Origin of the sequence: Herbaspirillum lusitanum, assembly GCF_026127345.1 — a bacterium.
Lineage (GTDB): Bacteria > Pseudomonadota > Gammaproteobacteria > Burkholderiales > Burkholderiaceae_D > Herbaspirillum > Herbaspirillum lusitanum.
In genome coordinates this window covers 1,042,496-1,066,450 of record NZ_QXFG01000008.1, presented here as the reverse complement: position 1 = coordinate 1,066,450, position 23,955 = coordinate 1,042,496, and the positions used below count along the sequence as shown (strand labels likewise).

Here is a 23,955-nt window from a genome sequence, read left to right as displayed (position 1 = left end):
ACGGAATCGGGTCGTAAATCACGAAATTGTTGTGGCGTCCTTATTGTAGGAAGCGTTTCGTGTTCGCATAAGCTATGCTGTCTTCATCAATTTGTTGAACTTAACTCACCAATATGAGCCTCGACGCCAATTCCCTCATCATCTTTTGCCACGTCGCCAAGGCCGGCAGCCTGAGCAAGGCCGCCAAGGCGCTGAGTCTGTCCCGTTCCGCGCTGAGCCATCGCATCAAGGCGATCGAAGGGCGACTGGGTTGCCAGTTGCTGATGCGCACCACGCGCCGGGTCGGCTTGACCGAAGCCGGCTACCGGTTGGCCGAACACGCAGACCGCATGGCCGACATCCTCAAGGACGCCAACATGCTGGCGCACGGCCTTAACGAAGACACTGCCGGACTGGTAAGGATTTCGGCGCCGCTGACCTTGGGTTCGGTGTGGCTCAAGCCGCTGCTGATGTCCTACATGCAGGCCAATCCGCGCGTGCAGGTGGACTTGCGTTTCAGCGAGCAGGCGGTTGATATCACCAGCGATCCGGTGGACCTGGCGATTCGCGTGGCGTCGACGTTGCCTGACGACGTGGTGGCGAAGAAATTGTTCGGCATTTCGTGGCGGCTGTGCGCCAGTCCCGACCTTGCCGGTCGTTACGCCGCCGAGCTCGCGGCCGGCAACCTGGCGGCACTGCCGCTGGCGGGCTTCTCGCGCAGCCGGCAGTTCACGCAGCCGCTGATCGCGCGCGGCGGCGTCGCCATGCCGCTGGCGAAAGAGACGGTGCTGCTGTCGAACGATCTCGACGTGGTGCGCGAAGCGGCGCGCCGCTCGCTGTGCGTGGCGGTGATGCCCGATTACTTCGTCACCGAAGACCTGGCGTCGGGACGGTTGGTGAATCTGCTGCCGGAGGCGCAGGTGGAAGTCGGCATCGGAGACCACGTGTATGCCTTGCATTTGCCGGGACGCCTGTTGCCGGCGCGCGTGCGCAGCCTGATCACGTTCCTGGCGCAGGAAGGCGTGAAGCCATAGTTCGTCCTGGATTGTTGAGATTTTCTGGACGTGGGATGAAGGAAATATTTTTGCACACGACCTCTTCCCAAGCGCGAAACAGTTGACGTAGAATCGTCAACGGACCTCCTGGGTCCAACGTCGCTCGGACGGTTCCGGGCGCTCACGTGAAAGTACAACATGACTCAATCCCGCAGTCCGCGCAGCTTTGCGCGCATCGATCGTCTTCCCCCCTACGTTTTCAATATCACCGCCGAGCTCAAGATGGCTGCGCGCCGCCGTGGCGAGGACATCATCGACATGTCGATGGGAAACCCCGACGGCGCCACGCCGCCGCACATCGTCGAGAAGCTGGTCGAGGTGGCGCAGCGCCCCGACACGCACGGCTATTCCGCCTCGAAAGGCATTCCGCGTCTGCGCCGCGCCATCGCGCACTGGTACAAGAGCCGCTATGACGTCGAGTTCAACCCGGACAGTGAAGCGATCGTCACGATCGGCTCCAAGGAAGGCCTGGCGCATCTGATGCTGGCGACGCTGGACAAGGGCGATACCGTGCTGGTGCCGAACCCGAGTTACCCGATTCATATCTACGGCGCGGTGATTGCCGGCGCCGACATCCGCTCGGTGCGCATGAGCCCGGACGTGGACTTCTTCTCCGAACTGGAGCGCGCGATCCGCGAGAGCTATCCCAAGCCGAAGATGATGGTGCTGGGCTTCCCGTCGAATCCGACCGCGCAATGCGTGGAGTTGGAATTCTTCGAGCGCGTGATCAAGCTGGCGCGCGAGCACAACATCCTGGTGGTGCATGACCTGGCTTACGCCGACATTACCTTCGACGGCTGGAAGGCGCCCTCCATCATGCAGGTCGAAGGCGCACGCGAAGTCGCGGTGGAATTTTTCACGCTGTCCAAGAGCTACAACATGGCCGGCTGGCGCATCGGTTTCATGGTCGGCAACAAGGAACTGGTGGCGGCGTTGGCGCGCATCAAGAGTTACCATGACTACGGCAGTTTCACGCCGGTGCAGGTGGCGGCGATTGCTGCGCTGGAAGGCGACCAATCCTGCGTGGAAGAAATCCGCGCCAATTACGAAAGCCGTCGCAACGTGCTGGTCAAAGGCTTGCATGAAGCCGGTTGGATGGTTGATGTGCCGAAGGCGTCCATGTACATCTGGGCGCGCATTCCCGAGGCCTACCGCCATCTCGGCTCGCTGGAATTTGCGCGTCAGTTGCTGGAAAAGGCCAAGGTCTGCGTCTCGCCCGGCATCGGCTTCGGCGAATACGGCGATGAATACGTGCGCTTCGCGCTGATCGAAAATGAAGCGCGCATCCGCCAGGCGATCCGCGGCATCAAGGCCATGCTGCGCGGTGAAAAGGAAGTCCCGTCGAAAGACAAGGCCGTCCGCAAAGCTTAAACCTGTGTGAGCAGCGGTCCGAGCGCGCCGAGGGTGACGACGATCAGTCCGAGGATCAGGTTGATGCCGACGATGCGCCGGATCTGTCCCAGCGCTGCGCCGCCGGCGGTCCAGTCTTCCGCGGCGACGGCGCGCCTGAGGCGCTTGTAGGGTGCGAAGAAGAGATGCGCAAAGATCAGCATCATCAGGATCCCGAGCCCGGCCATGCCGGAGATGTATACCGGCGGCTTGCCCATCTGCGCCATCATGGGCAGGCCGCTGGCGAGGATCAGCGCGATCGCCAGCCACACCCACGTGAAGAACTTGCCGAACACGCCGTTCCACAACGCAAGTCGCGCGGGCGGTTGCAACACGGCGGCCGCAACCGGACGCAGACACAGGTAGGCGAAGAACATGCCGCCGACCCAGACGGTGAAACCGAGAATATGCAAATATTTGGCGAAGAGCATCATGGCAAAAGTGATCCATATGTGGTGAACCCGGCAATGGACTGCAGGCAGTCCGGCGAAAGCGGATTGTCGCATGCCCGGCGCAAGTACAGGTCGACGCCATTCGCATTGTCCCAGATCAGAAAAATATCCCAGTGAAGACCGACCCATGATTACCTTGAGCGCCTTGCACATCTATCCCATCAAATCCTGCGGCGGCATCAGCTTGCCGCAAGCCGCCGTCGGCGAGTTTGGCCTGAATCTGGATCGCAGCTGGATGTTGGTCGACAGTGACGGGCATTTCCTGTCGCAACGCGAACATGGACGCCTGGCGACCATCTCGACAGCGTTGGAACACGATACGCCTGCGTTGCTGACCGTGCGTGCGCCGGGTATGGCCGACCTTCATTTGCCGTCGCGCATCGAGGACGGCGCCGGCAGATTGGCGGTGACGATCTGGGATGACGGCGTCGAAGCGCTTGACTGCGGCGCCGCTGCCCATCGCTGGTTTTCGGATTACCTGCAGGCCGACGTGCGGCTGGTGCGTTTCGATCCGCAGGCCCGGCGCATCTGCAGTCCGCGCTGGACCGGCGACCTCATGGCGACGACGCAATTTTCCGACGGTTTTCCCATCCTGGTGGTGGGCGAAGCATCGCTGCAAGACCTGAACCGGCGCCTGCAAAAGAAGGGCGCGCCGGCGTTGCCGATGGATCGCTTCCGGCCCAACCTGGTGTTGTCCGGGCTGGAAGCCTACGAAGAGGATTATCTCGATACGCTGAGCTTCGGTCCGGCCGGCAGGGAAGTCGTGCTCAGGCTGGTCAAGCCGTGTGCGCGCTGCCCGGTGCCCGGCATCGATCAGCAGACCGGCCTGCGCGACGCCGACTGGCCTGATGAGCCGCTCGACACGATGGCCGTTTACCGCGCCAACGAGCGCGTCGGCGGCGGCCTGACGTTCGGTCAGAACGCGATCGTGATGCAGGGCTGGGGCAATCTGCTCGCGGTCGGACAGGACGTCGCGGGAGAATTGGCTTTTTGAACCCGGCCTTCTGATCCTTGGATATTCCGCTGCAGCATTGGCAGCAATTTCCTCACGACCGCGTTCTTTTATTTGTCATACTCGGCAGCCGTTGTTTGAGGTACATTCCCTCGGGGAGGCATAAAACTTGCGATATCCGTTCAGGTTATCGATGTCTTTCATGCAAGCGACTTGTTGAGAATCTGGGGAAACGAACGAATGAAGCTGCTGGGTTTTTTGAAACTGCTGTGCTTCGGCGCGGCAGCGTTGTTGTCCGTGGCTGCAACGGCCGAAGACCGGACGGTATTGATAGGTTACGCGGCGCCGTTGACCGGCGCATCCGGCTCCATCGGCGCCAGTCTGGTGCAGGCGGCGGAAATCGCAGTGGAGGATGCCAACCGGCAAGGCCTCCACATCAACGGCCACAAGCTGGTGTTCAAGCTGCTGGTGCAGGACGACCGCTCCGATATGCGCACCGGTTTGCTGGTGGCGGACTACCTGGTCAAGAGCGGTGTCGTCGGCGTGATCGGTCACTGGAACTCGGGCGTCGGCATCCCGGCTTCGCACATCTACAACAAGGCCGATGTGGTGCAGATCGCGCAGGCGACCACCTCGCATGCCTACACCCAGCAATCCTTCCCGACCGCTTTCCGTATTGTGCCGCATGACGACGAGAACGCGTATTACACCGCCGAATACGTGGTGCGCCAACTGAAGGCGCAGCGCATCGCCGTCATCGACGACCAGACCCCGTTCGGCAACGGCTACGCCAGGCAGTTCGCGCAGTCGGTCGAATCATTCAGGGGCAATATCGTCAGTCAATACGGCATCAGCAGTCGCACCTCGGATTTCAACGCGGTGCTCAAGAACATTCGGCAACAGAATCCCGATGCCGTCTTTTTCGGTGGTCTCGATGCACAGGCCGGGCAACTGGCGCGCGAGTTGCGCCGCTTCGGCATCGAGGCGCCGCTGATCGGCGTCGGCGGCACGGTGGGGCCGCAGTTCCTGAAGGCCGCAGGTGAGGCCGGCAACGGCACCATCGCGCTGGAGCCGGGTCCCGCGTCCTACAAGGGCGCGCAATGGCAACAGTTCGACAAGGCCTACAAGAGCCGTCACGGCGACGACATGGGCTTGTATGCGCCGTTTTCCTATGATGCAGTGCAGGTGTTGGTGGCGGCAATACGGCAAGCCAACTCGCTCGAGCGGCACCGGATAGTGGCAGCGATGCATCAGGTCAGGCACAATGGCCTGACCGGGCCGGTGGCGTTCGACGAGGAGGGCAATCTTGCCAATCCTGTGTTCACCATTTACCAGGTCCGCAACCAGAAATGGACACCGCTGAAAACCATCGGCGGCAAGAAGTAAACTACCCGCGGAACAATCAACGCACTCAAACCAATCAACTGCCCAGGACTACATGCCCGTCATTCGCATCATTACCGCCGTCAGCTTCAACAAGCAAGGCCACGTGCAATACGTGCGCTGGGGGCTGGCGGACACCGACACCAATCGCTGGACCAGCACACCGAGCGAAAGCCATATCATCCACGTCCTGGAAGCGCTCAAATACGGCGAAGAAGTGTGGACGATTTTCCCCGAAGGCGAACAGGTCGTGGCGGGGCCGCGCGTTCATGCAGTGAAACTCAAGCCGGGATTAAAGACGATTGCCATCCTGCCTGCGGAAGGCGAGGAGACGGGATCGCGGCATACGCTGGAGCGCTTGCCGGTGTTCTGATGTGATGCAGTAGGGATTGGTGCGGAAGGGGAGCGGTGAAACCTGGCGGTGAATAATCAATGAAGACTTCATCCCCGGCAAGTCCGTGTCCTGCGTCCGGGGATGATGTACAGATGACGGCGCTTGCTTATTTCTTCGGACGGCCGACCTTCAATGGCGTCAAGCCTGCCAGCAGCGTCTTCAGCTTGCCGGTTTCCAGGTTCTTGATCAGCGACACGCCGATGCGCAGGAGATCGCTTTTCTTGATTTCAAATCCAGCCTTGAGGCAGGCTTTCTTGACCTGGCCCAGGACTTCGTATTCGGTTTCCGGCATGGTGAAGCTGTCACGCACTTGCTTGACTTTCTTGAGCTTCAGTTCGGCCTTCTTTTCGATCTTGGCGACGGCTTTGGCAATCGGCTTTGTGACCGGTTTCACGGTGGTCTTGGCGATCGGCGCCAGCGGCTTCTTCAGTGCCGGTACAACGGCCTTGACGACCGGCTTCTTGGCGGGTACGGTCTTGGCGGCGACTGCCGGCTTGGCTGCGATCTTCTTTACTGCCGGCTTCTTTGCAGCAGGAGTCTTCACTGCTGCTTTGACTGCCGGCTTGATTGCTGACTTTGCTGCAGGCTTTGTTGCTGTTGCACGAACAGCTGTTTTTGCCTGAGGTTTTTGTATTGCCATGGTCGCTCCCTTGAAAAATAATATAAACAATATATATTTTTTTGCCGCATTCGGCAATCGCAAACGCAATACCTGCCTGTTTTCAGTATCTTTTACCGATTTTTCTTTCAAATGAAAGCAATGTAATCGTTGCCATCGTCATTTGAATGTGGGTTGCATCACGATGCCCCTGCCGCCGATATCCAGTCGTGTACCTGCCGTGCTACCCATTCCGGCTCATCCAGTGTCAGGTCATGTCCCGCGTTCTCATGCGCGCGCAGCGGCGCCTGCCATTGCTGTGCAAGCGTTATGGAACAATGCGGATTGACCAGCCGGTCGCCCATCCCGCACAACACCAGCAAGTCTGCACCCGGTGGTTGCCGCGGCGCTTCATAACGCATCGCCGCCGACAATTGACGCAAGGCGTTGGCGCGCGTCACCGGCCGTTCACGCAGATAGCGCATCCATTCGCTAAGCAGTCGCGCCGGCGGATGGCGATTGCTGGTCAGCCGCAGGATGGTGCGTTCGCGCCAGGCGTCGTCGTCCTTGCCGATGGCCAGTCGCAGCAAGGTCGCATAATTGCGCGGCCGCAGGCGTTGATGGAACGGACTGAAAGGGCGAAGGCTGGTGTTGATCAGCACCGCCTTGTCGACCTCGCTGGGATGCCGCGTCGCCCAGTCGCAGGCGACCATGGCGCCGAGCGACAGCGCCAGCAGGTTATAGGGCGGCGCGATGCCGCGCTCCTGTAACTGGCGGCGGCAGGCTTCGCTCATGTCGTGCACATAGTCCGGACTGCGCTGACGGTGCAGGCTGCCGTTGCCGGGCAGATCGAGCATGACAATCCCGGCGGCCGGAAAATGCGCCGCCAACACCTGCGGAAATTCGCCCCAATGCCGGGTCTCGCGCATGAGGCCGCGCAACAGGATCCACGGCCTCATGCCGGCGTCACCATGACCGGGGTGCTGCCGTCTTCGCTGGGCAGCCAATGCTGATGCGCGCAAGCGGCGCGCGTGAGGAAATCGAACCACACCAGATGACTGCGCAGTACGCGTTGCAGGCGGTGTGGTTTGTTGGGATTGAACATGCCGGCGCGCGAGAACAACTGGCGCGGGTTCTTCTTCACCCAGCGCCACGAACCCATCTCCAGCGTCAGCGGCAGAAACACGTGATCGGTCTCCGCCGCAGTCTGCAGATACAGGTAATCCCACAAATCGCCATGCGTCAGGTATTGCATGCTCTGCGGTTCGAACAGGTAATTGTGGTCGGCGTAGGTCTGGCTGAACAAGTCCTGAAGCGCCTGGATTTGCGGCATGTGGCGTATCGGTTGCGAACTGTGCGCGAACGGAAACCAGATGCGGTCCTGCAGGCCGAAACCCGAATGGCAATCGAGCGCGACACTGAATTTGCGGCTGCTCAGTTCGTGCCGCACGACATCGCACAGTGCCTGCGCTTCGGCCTGCATCGGTGCGTCGGCCGGGCCGCGATACCAGGGCAGGCGGGCGCTGAAGCGCTGGCCGCCGAGCATGAAGGGGACTTTTTCCAGCGAATCGACCGGCGCGTTGCGCATCAGGTCGATACCGTTGGCGTTGCAACGGGTGTTGTTCCACATGCCGGCCGGATTGACCAGCGGCATGAAGATCAACCGTACCGATTCGAGTTGATGATGCAGCACCTTGTCCCACTTGAGGCGGCCCAGCAGGCTGCGCAGGAAGGCTAGCAAAATGCGCGTGCCGATGCGTTCCAGCCCATGTACGCCGCCGAAAAATCCGACCGCCGGCGCTTGCGGATCGGTGCTGCCGATGCTGAGCACGTACACCGGAAAGTGACACCCACGGAATTCGACGTTGCAGGCGGAGCGCGCTTCCAGCAGCGGCGCGCCAGCCTGGATGATGCGTTCCAGTTCGATCAGTTCAGGTAGCTTCGAATCCATGCGGCTGCCGGCTCCTTGGGCGCAACGTCATTGTGGGGCTGTAGGGACTGCTGTCCTCCCTCATTCTTGCACACAATTGCGGCAGCAAAATGACAAGCGTGTTTCAAGCGTGTGAACTGCGGGCGTCGCCGCAAAAAAGGAGCCTGTCGTCGCCATCGTTGAGATGACGAGGACAGGCCAAGAGGGGAAGGTGAATGAAAAAACGACTGCGAACTACAGGAGACTACGGCGCTACGGGAAATCCCTGCCTGGACCTGCGGGCGCCGGCTCAGGCAATCTTGGCCAGCTGGACCGGCGGCTGCGCGATATTCTTTTCTTCTTCGGCGGCGTGGACCTCATGCAGGTATTCGCTGAATTCCTTGCCGACTTCGGCGTGCTTGGCGCCCATCGCCACCGTGGCCTTGAGGTAGCCCAGCTTGGAGCCGCAGTCGTAGCGCTGGCCTTCGTAACGATAGGCGAGGATGGTTTCGTCGCGCATCAGGTCGGCGATGCCGTCGGTCAGCTGGATCTCGCCGCCGGCGCCTTTGCCGATGTTTTCCAGGCGTTCGAAGATACCCGGGGTCAGCACATAGCGGCCGACCACGGCGAGCGTGGAGGGCGCGACGTCCGGCGCAGGCTTCTCAACGATGCCGCTGATGACGTCGAGGCGATCGCTGTGCGCGCTGCCGGGACCGGTGCTGACGATGCCGTATTGTCTGGTGTCGCTGCGCGGTACGTCCTGCACGGCGAGCAGGCTTTTTTGCTCGGTCTCGAACACGTCCAGCATCTGCGCCAGCACATTCTTGCCGCCTTCCGGCGCGTCCATGAAATCGTCCGCCAGCACGACGGCGAACGGTTCATCGCCGACCAGCGGTTTGGCGCACAGCACGGCATGGCCCAGACCCAGCGGCGCCGACTGGCGGATGTAGACGCAATTGACATGCTTGGGAATGACGTTGCGCGCAAATTCCAGCAGCTTGGTTTTGCCGGCGGCTTCGAGTTCGGTTTCCAACTCATATGCCGTATCGAAATGGTCTTCGATTGCACGCTTGTTGCGGCCGGTGATGAAGATCATTTCGGTAATGCCAGCTGCAACGGCTTCTTCAACCGCGTACTGGATCAGCGGCTTGTCGACGATCGGCAGCATTTCTTTTGGCTGCGCTTTGGTGGCAGGCAAAAAGCGGCTGCCGAGGCCCGCAACGGGGAAGACGGCTTTAGTGATTTTTTTCATGATGTTCCTTGATGATTGAACGAAGGAGGAATATGGACAGGCCCAGGTGAGAAAAACCGGCGGCCAAGGCGGTTGTTGATGTACGTTTGGACCCTGCGAAGCTGATGCACGGTGTTCCCCCGTTAATTAGTTGACGCCAGCATAAAAAATTCGACCGGTGTTTGGCTATAGGAAACATTCCTTTTGATTTGTAGGAATTCGAGAATGCAGGACAAGCCGAGCGACCCCTGAACGTGTGTGCTTGCCGCTTGTCCTACAAGGGAATTGGCCGCTGTCCGATATTGCAGTTTCAGTTCGGCAAATAAGATTCTGTCAACCGCTTGCGCCTCCACGGTGACTTCATATGACTTCATGTGTTGCGTTGGGGTTGCAGTGGGGGTTTCAAGAAAAATAACTTTGAAAGGGAACATCATGTCTCATGGAATTATTGTCTGGCTGATCATCGGCGCAGTCGCAGGCTGGCTCGCCGGCGTACTCGTCAAGGGCGGCGGCTTCGGCTTGCTGGTGGATATTCTGGTAGGTATTGTCGGCGCCTTCATCGGCGGCTGGCTGGCCGGTTTGCTGGGCATCGGCGTGGGCGGCGGCATCGCTGCGTCCATCGTTACCGCTACTATCGGCGCGGTCGTCCTTCTGCTGATCCTCAGGCTCATCCGACGCGCTTAGCCGGGCTTGGCGCCGCCGTCGGCGCGGCCTGTTGGCGTACGGAAAAAAAGAGTACAAAGAAAGAGTACAAAGAAGACTGCGGACGTTGTCACTCATGTATCGTTCGCAGTCGATATCTCGTGTACAGTCAAAACGTGCAGAAGATTCCTTCATTGCGGGAGTGAAGATCATGCAGACTACAGAAACCAACGACAGAATCATTTCCATCCATTCATCAGGCGTCGCGTCAGGCAGCCCGGTGAAGCCCACGCGTACGTTTTCCAGTGTGTCGCAGCCTTACCAGCCCAGCCAGCCGCATGTACTGACTGAGGATGTCAAAGCGCAACTTGCCCAAGCCAATCAGCGCCGCCGCGAAAATCTTTATCCGCGGCTGGCGCAGGCCTTGGCGACCGTGGAGCAGAGCAGCATCACGCGCAGTTATTCGGAAGAACGCGCGATGTCCCTGCAAGAACTTGCAGCGGCCAACAAGGCGCGCCGCAGCAAGCTGCGCGAAGCGGGTTATTCCCTGCCCATGATCAGCATGGCGTAACGCCTCTGACGGCCGGGACGATCCGGCTGTTTATCCGGATCGTCTCGTCCCAACATTTTTCGTCGCAACATTTTTCTTCGCCACTTCAGCGAGTGTGCAAGTGCGCACGCGTCAGCTGCTGTCGGCGCTACAATGGCGGGTCAGAGGAATTCACGCCGCATGGCGGTTCGGTCGCAGCAGTGCCTGCGGTTTTAACGCCGCGTGGTACGGCAATTCCTCCCTTGAGATTCATTCCCTATTCCGAGAAACGATACGACATGAGCAGCATCAGTCCTCTGGCCGGTCAACGCGCCGCTACTTCTTCCCTGGTCGACGTGCCGGGGCTGGTGACCAGCTATTACAGTCTGCGTCCCGACGCGGGCATCGCGTCGCATCAGGTTGCGTTCGGCACCTCGGGACATCGCGGCAGTTCGCTCAATTACAGTTTCAACGAATGGCATGTCCTGGCGATCACGCAAGCGATCTGTGACTATCGTGCCGAGAGCAACATCAGCGCTCCGCTCTTCATCGGCATCGATACGCATGCGTTATCGGCGCCGGCCTTCGCCAGCGCGCTCGAAGTGCTTGCCGCCAACGGCGTGCAGACCATGGTGTCGCGCGGAACGCCATACACGCCCACACCGGCGATATCGCACGCCATCCTCATGCATAACCGCATGCATCCCCTGGCGCAGGCCGACGGCATCGTCATAACCCCTTCGCACAATCCTCCCGATAACGGCGGCTTCAAGTACAACACGCCCAACGGCGGTCCGGCCGACACCAATGTCACCAACTGGATCGAGAAGCGCGCCAACGTCTATCTTCAGAACGCAGTGCGCGACGTCAAGCGCATTCCTTACGATCGCGCCCTGCGCGCCGCGAGCACGCATCAGTACGATTACCTGGAAACGTACATCAACGATTTGCCCGGCATCATCGACCTCAGCGCGATCCGCGACGCCGGCATCAGTATCGGCGTTGATCCGTTGGGCGGCGCCGGCGTGCATTACTGGGGCGCCATCGCTGATCGCTACGACCTCAAACTGACCGTCGTGAACAAGGAAGTGGATCCGACTTTCCGCTTCGTGCCGATGGACTGGGACGCGCAGATCCGCATGGATCCATCGTCGCAATACGCAATGCGCGAACTGATTTCGCTGAAGGACAAATTCGATATCGCCTTCGCCTGCGACACCGATCATGATCGCCACGGGATCGTCACCAAGAGCGTCGGCCTGATGCCGTCCAATCATTACCTGTCGGCCGCGGTGTCTTATCTGTTCCAGCATCGCCCGGAATGGCGCGCCGACACCGGCGTCGGCAAGACGCTGGTCAGCAGCCAGATGATTGATCGGGTCGCCGCGCAGTTGCATCGGCCATTGCAGGAAATGCCGATCGGCTTCAAATGGTTTGTCGACGGGCTGCAAGATGGCAGTCTCGGCTTCGGTTGCGAAGAGAGTGCAGGCGCCTCATTCCTGCGTTTCGACGGCACGCCGTGGAGCACCGACAAGGACGGCATCACCGCCGCTTTGCTGGCTGCCGAAATGACCGCGCGTACCGGCCGCGACCCGGGCGAAATCTATCAGGATCTGACCGAACAGCTGGGCTTGCCTTGCAACGGCCGCATCGAGGCGGCCGCCACGCCGGAGCAGAAAAAACTGTTATCGAAACTGTCGGCAGAAAATGTACGTTCCACCCAACTGGCCGGCGAAGAAATCCGCCAGATCCTGACCACCGCGCCGGCCAACGACAAGGCCTTCGGCGGCGTCAAGATCGTCAGCGACAACGGCTGGTTCGCGGCACGTCCTTCCGGCACGGAGAGCATCTACAAGATCTACGCCGAAAGCTTCCGCGACGAGACGCATCTCGAGAGCATCTTTGCCGAAGCCCAGGAAATCGTCAGCGCCGCGCTCGCGGCCGGTTAACTCCTTTTTTTTGCGGCCTGTGGCGTTTGCGCTGCATGCCGCTTTTTATTTCCGCGTTTTATTTCCGCGTTTTATTTTCACTTTGCATTTCTGCTGATCCTCCTACAGGGGAATAAGTGACTGTCCTGCTGGCGAGCGGCGCAGTGCTGCTTAAAATGAACTGTCCGACATCTCATGTTCAAGGAGTTCATCATGCCCAGAGGCGATAAATCTTCCTATACCGACAAGCAGAAACGTCAGGCAGCGCATATCGAAGCCGGCTATGAAAAGCGCGGCGTAGGCCATAAAGAGGCCGAACGTCGTGCATGGGCGACCGAAAACAAAGTCTCCGGCGGCGGCCGCAAGTCCGGCTCTGCGCGCAAGCATTAGGCACGGTGACATGTTTGCCGAAAGCATGATCCTGCATGCCCTCATTGAAAGCCAGGCACATAGCACGCCTGGAACACCGGCAAATCAATCAGGCAAGGAGAGCAGTATGACCGCCACGACCGATGACAAGACGTCAATGCAGCAAAGCCAGCGGCAGGGGCAAAGCCAAAGTCAAAATCCGGAACAAGCTCAACCGCCGGCACGCTCCAATTTTGTAGACCCGCTCGGTCGTCCGATGTATCAAGGTACCCCGCGCTTCACCGATCAACAGGCTGGCGGCGACCTGACCGGCGATGAATCGGATGCGCGCGATGACAACTATGTCGAAACCGGTACCGGGCAAAATGCCCGAGACGTTTCAGCGCATGCCAGCGAGCTGCCTGCGGCGTCGGCGGAACTGCTGCGTTTTGTCGCAGTTGCGCCCGTGGTTGCCGACGCGGTTTCTGATTCCGAGACGCCGCCCCAAGCCGTTGCCCAAGTCGAACCCGACGGCACCGAGGACCCGGGCTCCAATGCCGACGATGGACTGCTGCCGCGCAAGCAGGACGGCACCGCTTCGGAGCAGCACTGAGGCGTCAAATTTCCATGGTTCATGCACCTTCGCCGTAGCTGATTTTTTCTGCGACTGATCCTGCGTCATGTATCGGCGCGCTTGCGGCAGCTGACCTTCCCGGAAGTCAGCTGCCGCTGTCACATGCTCATTCACATGCCACGACCGGAGAGCGCACATCGACATCCCTACCGTCTACTTCCTGATCGCCGGCATCCTGCTGATGTTCATGGTGTTTCTCGAGCCGGTGCTCGAGCGCCTGCCGTTCAACGCCGCCATGCTGTACCTGCCGATCGGCTGGCTGCTCGGCCCCTCCGGCGTCGGGCTGATCCGTATCGATCTTGAGTCGCGCGCCGATGCGCTGACCGTGATCACGCGCGTGGCCTTGTTGCTGTCGCTATTCACCGTCGGCCTCAAACTGCGCGTGGCCTTCCGTGGCGAGGGCAGCCGCTTGTGGTGGCTGCCGTTGCGCCTGGGCGTGGTGTCGATGCTGATCACGGTGCCATTGCTGGCGATCTGCCTCGCGTTCCTGTTCGGGTTGCAGTTTGCGGTTGCCATGTTGCTGGCCGCGATTTTGGCGCCGACCGATCCGGTGCTGGCTTCCGATGTGCAGATCCAGAACGTCGATGACCCGGACCAACTCAGATTCGGTCTGAGCGGCGAGGGCGGTCTCAATGACGGCAGCGCTTATCCGTTCGTGCTGCTGGCATTGATGCTGCTGGGCGTTACCGATGACATCGCTCAGGTGGATCACTTCGGCTGGTTCGTCGCCTGGGGCGTGATTGCCGGCATCGGCTGCGGTGCGTTGGCAGGCTGGGCCTTGTCGCGCACGGTGCTGTTTGCTCGCCAGCGTTTCGGCCTTGCGCTCGGCATGGAAGAATTCATGGCGATCGGCGTCATCATGCTGTCCTATGGCGTGGCCGAGCTGATCCATGGCATCGGCTTCCTGGCGGTGTTCGCCGCCGGTCTTGCGATGCGCCAGGTGGAGTCCGCCCGCAGCGGCGACAAGCCGGCCGGCGAATTGATCGCTGCCGCGCAGGACAGCGGCAAGAACGCCGCCGTACATCCGGAACAGGCGCCGGTTTACCTGACCGAAACCGTGCTCGGCTTTAATCAGCAGCTGGAGCATTTCGCCGAGTTTTTCATGGTGCTGCTGATCGGCATTCTTTTGTCCGAATATGGATTATCACGCGAGGGCGTCTTGATTGCAGGGCTGCTATTTTTTATCGTGCGGCCGATTGCGGTGGCGCTTGGGCTGCTCGGCTCCGGCACCGAGATCTCGCATCGCTGGCTGATCGCCTGGTTCGGCATTCGCGGCGTCGGCTCGCTCTACTACCTGTGCTTCGTGCTGCAATTTTGGCATGACAAGCTCGCGGCACGCATCGCACAGGATGTGCTGACGGTGCTGGCCCTGTCCATCCTGTTGCACGGCATTTCATCGACGCCATTGATGCATCTGTACTGGCGCAAGCGCGTGGCGGCGAAAGGATGACGCATCGCCGACCTTCGCCGCTTGCGGCTGCGCCGGCGTAAGAGTTGCGGAAGCCCGAAAAAGTGTTTGTCCTATACGCAGCGCCCGCGCCAGCGGGTAGCCTGTTGCTGTGACGTTGGTGGCCGGTGGCGCCACCGGCCGGCGTCGCTCTGAGTTCGTTTCCGGGCTTCAATTGCAGCAGAAAGGACATCCCATGCACAAGCCACAAGACATCCCGCCGGTAGAAGTGCCGCCGCTGGATCCAAATCCGCCGCAGGATCCGATTCCTCACCAGAACCCGCAATGAGGAGGAGCGCGCATGCATACACCGCAAGAGACGCCGCCGACCGCACCGCCGTCTAAAGACATCCCGCCGGACGAATACAACCCGGTGGAAGATCCGCCTCTTAATCCGCCCGAGCCCGGCATGCCCGAGCCGCCGGAAACGCCGGTCAGAATGGCATGGCACTGATAGCGGAGAGGAGAGCGCAGGCCACAAATTGCGCGCGCCGCAACGCAATTCAAAAACGATTTAGCAAAGGAGTACAGCATCATGGCAACCAGCACTCTGGATCCGGACGTCCTGCCGACTTCCGATCGACAATTGAGCAAGGGCCACGACAACCATGCCCTTGGCCCGGGCGACAGCTCGGATAGCGGTAGCGACATGACGAACGTCGCCACTGAAGCCGACAGCGATTCGCACGGCACCGGCGAACGCGTCTCGGTCGAACGCGGCGAACGTGATCGCGCTCCGGAAGTGCCGGAATCGGTCGAGCAGGTCGCCAGCGATGAGGAAAGCGGCGAAGACATCGTTGCCGCCGACGAACGTGAACTTGAAAAACAGACGGATAGCGTCAAGGAATCCCAGAAGATCAAGCGCGACCAGGATCTCGACGACGCCCTGGAGGACACCTTTCCCGCCAGCGACCCGATCAATCTGACGCCCGAACCGCCCAAAAAGGTGGCGAAGGCTCCCGATCAATAACGGAACATGCAGTAATCCAAGCTGCTCCTGAAGTTCCGGCGGGCCGGTTTTCCATTTGGAGAACCCGCCCGCAAGCGTTTCTGCAAGCCGTTTCCGGGTTGCCAGAATCGCCTGCGACACCTATACTGCCGGGGTAGCATTGCCTTGGGTATCCGGTGGATGGTCATTCACTGGATTTAATCGGGAAGTCGGTGCGTTTGTCGGTCAATTTCAGTGAATTTCGGTGATCTTTTGATATCCATCGTCATTTTCATGTCATTGTGATCCGTCAGGCAAAACCCACGCTGCCCCCGCAACGGTAAGCGAATCAGCGAATCTGCATCCAGCCACTGTGCACCGGTGTTATCAACACGGCATGGGAAGGCGCAGGTTCCGATTCCGGCGAGATCATGCTCGCCGTGGATCATTCGCAAGCCCGGAGACCGGCCCTCGGTATACGATTTGTTTTGTATCGCGGAGGGCGATCAACGGACTGCTTCCCGGAATGCTGTTTTCTTTGCACCCCGCGTTGTTTCCTGATTTTCCTTCGTGACGGTTCCGCTGTGCTGCTCTGCTACTGGTGCCGCAAGCGGTTGGTTTCAATCCGGCTCAGGCCCACCCGAAGGAAAACACATGGCAATCATCACCGGCGCATCCGCCCCCGATACCGACGCACTCGACTCCGGCTCCTCTTCTCCTTCTTCCACCGGCTCGCGGCTCTGGCGCGACCGCATCTTGCCGGGCCTGACCGCATTCGTGTTCGGCGCCGCGTTGATCTACGCCGCCGGTTTCGCCTCCGCCGTCGAGCTGCACAATGCGGCGCATGACGGCCGCCATTCGGCCGGTTTTCCTTGCCATTAAGAAGCCGCGCGGAACATCCCGATGATCAATTTCGCAGTATTGCGACGGATTGCCTCCGTCGTCCTGTTGGCCGGCGCGCTGGCCGGCCTGTTGCTCACAGCCGTGCAGCAGTTGCAAGTTTCCCGGATCATTTTGCAGGCGGAAGTCTACGAAGAAGCCGCGGCCGCGAAGGCGCATGAGCTGGCGCATGCCGCCGCTTCTGCACCAGCCTCGGCCGGCGCGCCTGTTGCCGCGGAAGCCCACGAACATGAGCACGAACATGAGCACGAACATGAGCACGAACACGGCGATGAATGGGAGCCCGCCAACGGCTTCGAGCGCACCGCCTACACCGTGCTGGCCAACGTCAGCATGGCGATCGGCTTTGGTTTGTTCCTCGCTGCCGCCATCGTCGTCAGCGGCAGGAAAGTGACCTGGCGTTCCGGATTGCTGTGGGGCGTGGCCGGTTACCTGGTGTTCTTCGTCGCGCCGTCGCTGGGCTTGCCGCCGGAAGTGCCGGGCACCGTGGCCGCTCCGCTGCATGCGCGCCAGCTGTGGTGGATCATGACGGCCGGATTGACCGCCGCAGGTCTTGGCCTGGGCGTGTACGCACGCCATTGGACGCTGAAGTTGCTGGGGCTGGTTTTGCTGGTCGTGCCGCATCTGGTCGGCGCACCGCATCCGGCGGCGCCGGGCGGAGCGGCGCCGGAAGAGCTGGCGCAGGCCTTCATCCACGCCACCGCATTGGCCAATGGCGTTTTCTGGCTGGCGCTGGGCGGGCTGACCGGTTACTTCTATAAAAAATTCGCCTGAAGATTCGGTTGAAACTCAGGTTGTCATTTCGGATGCCGATCCGGCCAGCGATGGCCGGATCGGCATTTTAGCCAGTAAAGAAAGTCCATGAGAACCCACCACCGCCACGTCCTGATGTGCACGGGTCCGCGCTGCACCGAAGACGGCGTGCTGGCCGAAGCCATGTTTGCCGTGCTGGGCGAACAGATCGACGCGCGCCCCGAGCTGCGCGTCAAGCGTACGCGCACCCACTGCATGGTGGCCTGCAAGGTGCAGGCGCCGGTGGTGGTGGTGTATCCCGAAGGCGTCTGGTATCGCTGCGAGGATGCCGCCGCCATCGAACGCGTGGTGGTTGAGCATCTCGAAGGCGGACGGGAAGTCACCGACCTGATCTTCCATCGCCTGGGCAGCGGCGACGTCAATCCCGAGGAGCCGGAAAATGTCTGACCAGGCAACACAATTCGTCGCCGCGTCTGCACCGCCTGCACGCATTGCCGTGCTGACCCACGCGTCCACCGACCTGGCCATCCTGCATCACGCGTTGACGCAATTGCCGGGCGATTTTCCTGCGACCATCGGCATCAACCTGCAGGGCGTCGAAAACGACGCACGCATGAGCGAGCTGTTGCAGAGCGAACTGGCCGATGCCGACATCATTGTGCTGCGCATACTCGGCCGTCTCGGCAGTGTCGCCGGTTTCGCCGAATTGCTGCGCCACGCGCAACGCCAGGGACGCCATGTGATCGCGCTCAGCGGCGCCGGTGAACCCGACGCCGAACTGGCGGCGGTGTCGACCGTGCCGGGCGACGTGCTGCGCGAAGCGCTGGCGTATTTCCACGGCGGCGGCAGCATCAACCTGGCGCAGTTCTTACGCTTCGTATCGGATCGCCTCCTGCTGACCGGCTTCGCTTACGAGCCGGCAGTGGCCTTGCCCGATCACGGCATCTATCATCCGGATCTGGAACAGGATGCCGGTATCGCCGATTGGCTGCGCTTGCGCATCGACGTCGCAGGCCGCCGCAAACCGGCCGTCGGCGTCATCTTCTATCGCGCGCACTGGATGAGCGGCAATACGCGTTTCATCGATGCGCTGGTGACGTCGCTGGAGCAGCGCGGCATGGATGTATTGCCGATTTTCACCGCTTCGCTGCGCACGTCGGCGGCGGACTCCGACCTGCCTGCTGCGCTCAGTTATTTCTCGGGAGAGAAGGGGGCGCATGTTGATGTCCTGATCAACACCACCTCCTTCGCCATGGGTGAAATCACGCCGGGCGGCCCGACGCCTGCCGGCTGGTCGGTATCGGTACTGGAAAAACTCAACGTGCCCGTGCTGCAAGCCATGACCAGCGGCATGACGCAGGACCAGTGGGAAATCTCCACGCGCGGCATGAACCCGCTCGACGCCGCCATGAACGTGGTGCTGCCAGAGTTCGACGGCCGCATCATCAGCGTGCCGCTGTCGTTCAAGGCGCAGGCGGCAGGCTTGTCCGGCGACGTGGTGGAATTCCATCCGGTGGCCGATCGCGTCGAACGCATCGCCGGCCTGGCGGCGCGTTTTGCCCGTTTGCGCGCACTTGACAATGCCGACAAGCGCATCGCCTTCATCTTCACCAACTCCAACAGCAAGGCCTCGCAGATCGGCAACGCCGTCGGCCTCGACGCGCCGGCGTCGCTGATGCGTATCCTCGAAGCCATGCGCGACGCCGGCTACGCCATCGGCGACTTGCCCGAAAGCGGCAGCGCGCTGATCCATACACTGGTCGATCGCTGTTCCTACGACAATACCTATCTCACCAGCGAACAGTTGCAGCATGCGGTCGGTCGCGTGTCGGCAGCGCGCTATGCCGAATGGTTCGCGGAGTTGCCGCAAGTCCTGCAGCACAAGATCGAAGCGCAATGGGGCGCCGCGCCCGGCGTCGCCTATGTACACGACAATCACCTGGCATTCGCCGGTGTCGAACTGGGCAATGCCTTCGTCGCGTTGCAGCCGCCGCGCGGCTACGGCATGGATCCGGATGCGATCTATCACCAGCCCGACTTGCCGCCGACGCATCATTACTACGGCCTGTATCGCTGGCTCGGCGATGAATGGGGCGCGGACGCCATCGTCCACGTGGGCAAGCACGGCACGCTGGAATGGCTGCCGGGCAAGGGCGTCGGCCTGTCGGAGAACTGCTTCCCCGATGCGCTGCTGGGCGACATGCCGTTGTTCTATCCGTTCATCATCAACGATCCGGGCGAAGGTTCCCAGGCCAAGCGGCGCGGCCACGCGGTCGTGGTCGATCACCTGACGCCGCCGATGACCACCGCCGACAGCTACGGTGCGCTGGCGCAGCTGACGCAACTGGTGGATGAGTACTACCAGGTCGAAGTGCTGGACCCGTCCAAGCTGCCGTTGCTGCAGCAACAGATCTGGGAGCTGGTCAAACAGACCAATCTCGACAGCGACCTGCAGATGAAGCTGCTCCATCACGATCATGACCATGATGACGGACACGGCCATCATCACGGCCATGCGCATGATCACAGTCACCACGATCACGATCATCATGACCATGATCATCCGCACGACCACAGTCACGAAGGGGAATTGCCCGAAGCGTTCAGCGGCATGGGCGGCTCCGACGTCGCCCATCTGATCGAAGACCTCGACGGCTATCTGTGCGAACTCGGCGCGGCGCAGATCCGCGACGGCCTGCACATCCTCGGCCGCGCACCGGATGCGGCGCAGATGCCCGACATGCTGGTGTCGCTGACGCGCCTGCCGAACCAGGACATCCCCGGCCTGCAGGAAGAAATGGCGCGCCTGTTCGGCCTCAAGCTCGACATACTGCTGGAGAACAAGGGCCAGCGCCTCAACGCCGACAGCGCACTGGCGCGCATCGCCGGTCGCGCCGTGGTCACGCGTGCCGATGCGATCGAAGCCATTGATGACTTATGCGTGCGGCTGATGCAGACGCTGCAAGATAGTGGCTACAAAGCCGATGCCATCGGCGGCATTCTGCAATCCATGTTCGGTGACCTCAGCATCGACAAACCGCGTCTGCAAACGGCCTCCCTGCGTCATTCAGGCAGTGTGATCGGCCAGATGAAAATGCAGGCGCGCGCCAGGCCTCCGGCGGCAGCGCCAACGATCGCAAAAGCAGCGGAACCGACGGCGGACAAATTCGCCGCCTTGCGCCGCGTCCTCGATTTCACCTGCCGCCAGTTGCTGCCCAACCTGCACCGCGCCGGCGATGAGATCGGCAATCTGCTGCTCGGTTTGGAAGGCGGCTACGTGCCCGCCGGGCCGAGCGGTTCGCCGACGCGCGGCATGGCGCACATCCTGCCGACCGGGCGTAATTTCTATTCGGTCGATCCGCGCAGCGTGCCGTCGCAATCGGCCTGGCGCGTCGGTCAGCAACTGGCGCGCGAGGTATTGGAAAGGCATTGGCGCGAAACCGGCGGTTATCCCGAGAGCGTCGCCATCAGCATCTGGGGCACCAGCGCCATGCGCACCCACGGCGACGACGTGGCGCAGATCCTGTGCCTGCTCGGCGTGCGTCCGGTGTGGCGTCCCGGCAATCGCCAGGTGTCCGGCATCGAGGTGGTGCCGCTGCAAGAACTGCAACGTCCGCGCATCGACGTCACGACGCGCATCAGCGGATTCTTCCGCGACGCCTTCCCGCAACTGATCGACCTGATCGACGACGCCGTCAACGCCGTCATCGCCTTGGATGAGCCGCTCGACCGGAACTTCGTGCGCAAGCATTACCTGCAGGAGCTGGGCGAGTGGACAGGCAAGGGGCTCGACAAGGATGAGGCGCAAGAGCGCGCCGCCTATCGCATCTTCGGCGCCAAGCCCGGCAGCTACGGCGCCGGTATCCTGCCGCTGATCCAGGAAAAAAACTGGCAGACCGACGCCGATTTCGCCGAGGCCTACATCAACTGGGGCGGCTACGCCTATGCGCGCAAGTTGGGCGACAAGCAGGGCAGCGATCAGCGCGATGCTTTCCGCACGCGCCTGTCGGGTGTGCAAGTGGCCCTGCACAATCAGGACAACCGCGAGCATGATATCTTCGACAGCGACGACTACCTGCAATATCACGGCGGCATGATCGCGACCATTCGCGCCCTGACCGGCCAGCAGCCGCGCCATTATTTCGGCGACAGCCACGATCCGGCGCGTGCGCAGGTGCGCGACCTGAAGCAGGAAACCTTGCGCGTGTTCCGCTCGCGCGTAGTCAATCCCAAATGGCTCGACAGCATCCAGCGTCACGGCTACAAGGGCGGGCTGGAGCTGACGGCGACGGTCGACTATCTGTTCGGCTACGACGCCACCGCTCAAGTCATGGATGACTGGATGTACGAGCAACTGGCGCAGACTTACGCCTTCGATCCCGGCATGCAGCGCTTCCTCGAAGAAGCCAATCCGTGGGCTCAGAACGCCATTGCCGAACGCTTGCTGGAAGCGGCAAGCCGCGGCATGTGGGCCGAGCCGCAGGCGCAGACGCTGGAAGACTTGCGCCAGCTTTATCTCAAGAGCGAAACCTTGCTGGAGGCGCGCGGCGAAACCCCGCGCGGAGTCTGATATGAGCGTCCCCCTGTTTCCATTTTCAGCCATCGTCGGCCAGCCGCAACTGAAGAATGCCTTGCTGCTGTGCGCAGTCGATACGACACTGGGCGGCGTCCTGATCCGCGGCGACAAAGGCACCGCCAAGAGCACCGCGGCGCGCGCGCTGACGGCGGTGTTGCCACCGGTCGAACGTGTCGCCGGCTGCGCCTTCAATTGTCTGCCGGGCCAGCCTGCGGAGCAGTGTGCGGTTTGCCGGGGCGGTGCCAAAACAATCTCGGCGAACGTGCCTTTCGTCACCTTGCCGCTGGGCGCGACGGAAGACCGCGTTCTCGGCACGCTTGATCTGCAACGCGCATTGAAGGGCGAGAAGAATGCCTTGCAAGCGGGCCTGCTGGCTGCCGCGCATCGCGGCATCCTCTACATCGACGAAGTCAATCTTCTACCGGATCACCTGGTCGACGTGCTGCTCGACGTTGCCGCCATGGGCGTCAATTCGGTGCAACGCGAAGGCCTGTCGGTGTCGCATCCGGCGCGCTTCACGCTGATCGGCACGATGAACCTGGAAGAGGGCGACCTGCGTCCGCAACTGCTGGATCGCTTCGGCCTGATGGTGGAAGTCGTCGCGCCGCGCGACAAGACCTTGCGCGCCGACGTCGTGCGCCGCCGCCTGGCGTATGAGGCGGACCCGGCGGCCTATGCCGCGCAATGGCGCGACGAACAGGAGGCCTTGTGCGCCCGCATCGCCGCCGCGCAAGTCTTGCTGTCGCAAGTCGTGCTGAGCGATGCCCTGCTCGATCTGATCAGTCATTTGTGTTGCGAGTTCGAAGTCGCCAGCCTGCGTGCCGACATCGTCATGCACAAGACCGCGCGCGCGTTTGCCGCACTGGACGGCCGCACGCAGGTCACGCCGGACGACGTGCGCGCCGCCGCCGAACTGGTGTTGCCGCATCGCCGCCGCCGCAAGCCGTTCGAGCAACCCGGTCTGGATCAGGACAAGCTGGACGATCTGATGCAGCAAGCCATGCCGCCTGAACGGCAAGACGGCAATGATCAGGGTCAATCGGATTCTTCTTCCGATGGCAACGATCAATCGGAAGGCGGCGACAGCCAGCAGATGTTCGCTGCTGCAAGCGTCGGCAATGCGCGCCAGCTGAAAGTCGACGCGCCCGTGAACAATGTCTCCACGCTGGCCGGTCGCCGCAGCGATGCCGCCGACGCCACGCGCGGCCGCATGATCCGCGCCGTGCCGGACAGCAATCCGGCTAGTCTGGCCGTCGGCGCCACCCTGCGCAGCGCGGTATTGCGCAGCGCAGCGGAAGGCGTGGAAGAGGGCGCGGTGCTGCAATTGCAAGCAGGCGACCTGCACGGCAAGGTCAAGGCGGGCAAGACCGCCAACCTGATCCTGTTCGTGGTCGACGCTTCCGGTTCCATGGCTGCGCAGCGCCGCATGGAAGCAGTCAAGGGCGCGGTGCTGGCCCTGCTGACGGATGTCTACCAGCGTCGCGACCAGGTGGCGGTGATCGGCTTTCGTGGCGACAAGGCATCCGTGTTGCTGGCGCCGACGCGCAGCGTCGACCTCGCCGAGCAGGGCTTGCGCGAACTGCCTACCGGCGGCCGCACGCCATTGCCGCATGCGCTGCAACTGGCCTTGCAGACGCTGGAACAGTCCGCCGGCGTTGCCCCGCCGCTATTGGTTTTACTCAGCGACGGCAAGGGCAACGTAGCGCTTGAAAACGGCGGCGACCCGTGGCGCGAGACGCTGGCGCTGGCCGAGCAACTGGCTGCGCGCGGCACGCCTGCGCTGGTGCTCGACACCGAGACCGGCTACGTCCGCCTGGGCCGTGCCGCGCAACTGGCGCAGGCGCTCGGCGCCGAATGCATGACGCTGGAAGAACTGACGGCCGACAATCTGGCGCTGACGATTCGCGCCCGCATGACTCAATAGAGAA

The 23,955-nt window shown here is 61.6% G+C and carries 24 protein-coding genes and 1 riboswitch; of the genes, 18 read left to right on the top strand and 6 right to left on the bottom strand.

The genetic code is table 11. From position 1 onward, the window contains the following. The first annotated feature begins 113 nt into the window (after positions 1-113). A complete protein-coding gene (locus tag DXT88_RS13175) occupies positions 114-1,013 on the top strand; it encodes a LysR family transcriptional regulator (protein WP_265214001.1) in 900 nt (299 codons plus the stop codon). 159 nt (positions 1,014-1,172) lie between these two features. Next, positions 1,173-2,405, top strand: a complete 1,233-nt coding sequence (gene alaC, locus DXT88_RS13170) for an alanine transaminase (RefSeq protein ID WP_265213999.1) — start codon at positions 1,173-1,175, stop codon at positions 2,403-2,405. Here alaC and DXT88_RS13165 read toward each other — a convergent pair. Next, positions 2,402-2,854, bottom strand: coding sequence for a CopD family protein (locus DXT88_RS13165; protein ID WP_265214170.1), 453 nt, complete (start codon positions 2,852-2,854; stop codon positions 2,402-2,404). The genes alaC and DXT88_RS13165 overlap by 4 nt on opposite strands. Before the next feature lie 148 nt (positions 2,855-3,002). Between DXT88_RS13165 and DXT88_RS13160 the strand changes: the two genes are divergently transcribed. The 3 genes from DXT88_RS13160 (at position 3,003) to DXT88_RS13150 (ending at position 5,583) form a co-directional block, all read left to right on the top strand. After that, a complete protein-coding gene (locus tag DXT88_RS13160; RefSeq protein WP_265213997.1) occupies positions 3,003-3,869 on the top strand; it encodes an MOSC domain-containing protein in 867 nt (288 codons plus the stop codon). 198 nt (positions 3,870-4,067) lie between these two features. After that, positions 4,068-5,213 carry a branched-chain amino acid ABC transporter substrate-binding protein gene (locus DXT88_RS13155; RefSeq protein WP_265213996.1) on the top strand — a complete coding sequence of 382 codons (1,146 nt, stop codon included), beginning with the start codon at positions 4,068-4,070 and terminating at the stop codon, positions 5,211-5,213. A gap of 52 nt (positions 5,214-5,265) precedes the next feature. Continuing rightward, entirely contained in the window at positions 5,266-5,583 is a 318-nt protein-coding gene (locus tag DXT88_RS13150; protein ID WP_016834928.1) for a hypothetical protein, read from the top strand. Positions 5,584-5,710: 127 nt separating this feature from the next. Here DXT88_RS13150 and DXT88_RS13145 read toward each other — a convergent pair whose 3' ends face one another. The 5 genes from DXT88_RS13145 to DXT88_RS13125 form a co-directional block, all read right to left on the bottom strand. Beyond that, positions 5,711-6,148 carry a hypothetical protein gene (locus tag DXT88_RS13145; RefSeq protein WP_265213995.1) on the bottom strand — a complete coding sequence of 146 codons (438 nt, stop codon included), beginning with the start codon at positions 6,146-6,148 and terminating at the stop codon, positions 5,711-5,713. A 254-nt stretch (positions 6,149-6,402) separates the two neighbouring features. Further along, complete coding sequence (locus tag DXT88_RS13140; RefSeq protein ID WP_016834930.1) at positions 6,403-7,161, bottom strand: alpha/beta fold hydrolase; 759 nt, start codon at positions 7,159-7,161, stop codon at positions 6,403-6,405. Next, positions 7,158-8,153: a M14 family zinc carboxypeptidase gene (locus DXT88_RS13135; RefSeq protein WP_016834931.1), complete on the bottom strand. Its 996-nt coding sequence runs from the start codon at positions 8,151-8,153 to the stop codon at positions 7,158-7,160. The genes DXT88_RS13140 and DXT88_RS13135 overlap by 4 nt, the downstream gene beginning before the upstream one ends. Positions 8,154-8,421: 268 nt before the next feature. Continuing rightward, a complete protein-coding gene (gene galU, locus DXT88_RS13130; protein WP_265213994.1) occupies positions 8,422-9,363 on the bottom strand; it encodes a UTP--glucose-1-phosphate uridylyltransferase GalU in 942 nt (313 codons plus the stop codon). A 122-nt stretch (positions 9,364-9,485) separates the two neighbouring features. Then, a complete protein-coding gene (locus DXT88_RS13125) occupies positions 9,486-9,776 on the bottom strand; it encodes a hypothetical protein (protein ID WP_016834933.1) in 291 nt (96 codons plus the stop codon). Here DXT88_RS13125 and DXT88_RS13120 point away from each other — a divergent pair. The 13 genes from DXT88_RS13120 (at position 9,775) to DXT88_RS13060 (ending at position 23,951) form a co-directional block, all read left to right on the top strand. Next, positions 9,775-10,026, top strand: a complete 252-nt coding sequence (locus DXT88_RS13120; RefSeq protein WP_016834934.1) for a GlsB/YeaQ/YmgE family stress response membrane protein — start codon at positions 9,775-9,777, stop codon at positions 10,024-10,026. The genes DXT88_RS13125 and DXT88_RS13120 overlap by 2 nt on opposite strands. Positions 10,027-10,195: 169 nt before the next feature. Further along, entirely contained in the window at positions 10,196-10,555 is a 360-nt protein-coding gene (locus DXT88_RS13115) for a hypothetical protein (protein WP_040503560.1), read from the top strand. 257 nt (positions 10,556-10,812) lie between these two features. Then, a complete protein-coding gene (pgm, locus tag DXT88_RS13110; RefSeq protein WP_265213993.1) occupies positions 10,813-12,462 on the top strand; it encodes a phosphoglucomutase (alpha-D-glucose-1,6-bisphosphate-dependent) in 1,650 nt (549 codons plus the stop codon). Positions 12,463-12,636: 174 nt separating this feature from the next. Beyond that, positions 12,637-12,831, top strand: coding sequence for a hypothetical protein (locus tag DXT88_RS13105; RefSeq protein WP_016834937.1), 195 nt, complete (start codon positions 12,637-12,639; stop codon positions 12,829-12,831). Between the two features lie 10 nt (positions 12,832-12,841). After that, a complete protein-coding gene (locus DXT88_RS13100) occupies positions 12,842-13,402 on the top strand; it encodes a hypothetical protein (RefSeq protein WP_265213992.1) in 561 nt (186 codons plus the stop codon). Between the two features lie 202 nt (positions 13,403-13,604). Next, positions 13,605-14,873, top strand: coding sequence for a cation:proton antiporter (locus tag DXT88_RS13095; protein ID WP_407649322.1), 1,269 nt, complete (start codon positions 13,605-13,607; stop codon positions 14,871-14,873). A 298-nt stretch (positions 14,874-15,171) separates the two neighbouring features. Next, entirely contained in the window at positions 15,172-15,324 is a 153-nt protein-coding gene (locus DXT88_RS13090) for a hypothetical protein (protein ID WP_016834940.1), read from the top strand. An 81-nt stretch (positions 15,325-15,405) separates the two neighbouring features. Then, positions 15,406-15,840: a hypothetical protein gene (locus DXT88_RS13085; protein WP_016834941.1), complete on the top strand. Its 435-nt coding sequence runs from the start codon at positions 15,406-15,408 to the stop codon at positions 15,838-15,840. Between the two features lie 129 nt (positions 15,841-15,969). Continuing rightward, positions 15,970-16,285, top strand: a riboswitch (cobalamin riboswitch). A 167-nt stretch (positions 16,286-16,452) separates the two neighbouring features. Continuing rightward, positions 16,453-16,680 carry a CbtB domain-containing protein gene (locus DXT88_RS13080; RefSeq protein WP_016834942.1) on the top strand — a complete coding sequence of 76 codons (228 nt, stop codon included), beginning with the start codon at positions 16,453-16,455 and terminating at the stop codon, positions 16,678-16,680. Between the two features lie 21 nt (positions 16,681-16,701). Further along, entirely contained in the window at positions 16,702-17,472 is a 771-nt protein-coding gene (locus DXT88_RS13075; protein WP_265213990.1) for a CbtA family protein, read from the top strand. An 87-nt stretch (positions 17,473-17,559) separates the two neighbouring features. Beyond that, positions 17,560-17,898: a (2Fe-2S) ferredoxin domain-containing protein gene (locus tag DXT88_RS13070; RefSeq protein WP_265213989.1), complete on the top strand. Its 339-nt coding sequence runs from the start codon at positions 17,560-17,562 to the stop codon at positions 17,896-17,898. Continuing rightward, positions 17,891-22,021, top strand: a complete 4,131-nt coding sequence (locus DXT88_RS13065) for a cobaltochelatase subunit CobN (protein WP_265213988.1) — start codon at positions 17,891-17,893, stop codon at positions 22,019-22,021. The genes DXT88_RS13070 and DXT88_RS13065 overlap by 8 nt, the downstream gene beginning before the upstream one ends. 1 nt (position 22,022) lies before the next feature. Further along, positions 22,023-23,951 carry a putative cobaltochelatase gene (locus DXT88_RS13060; protein ID WP_265213986.1) on the top strand — a complete coding sequence of 643 codons (1,929 nt, stop codon included), beginning with the start codon at positions 22,023-22,025 and terminating at the stop codon, positions 23,949-23,951. Positions 23,952-23,955 lie beyond the last annotated feature (4 nt).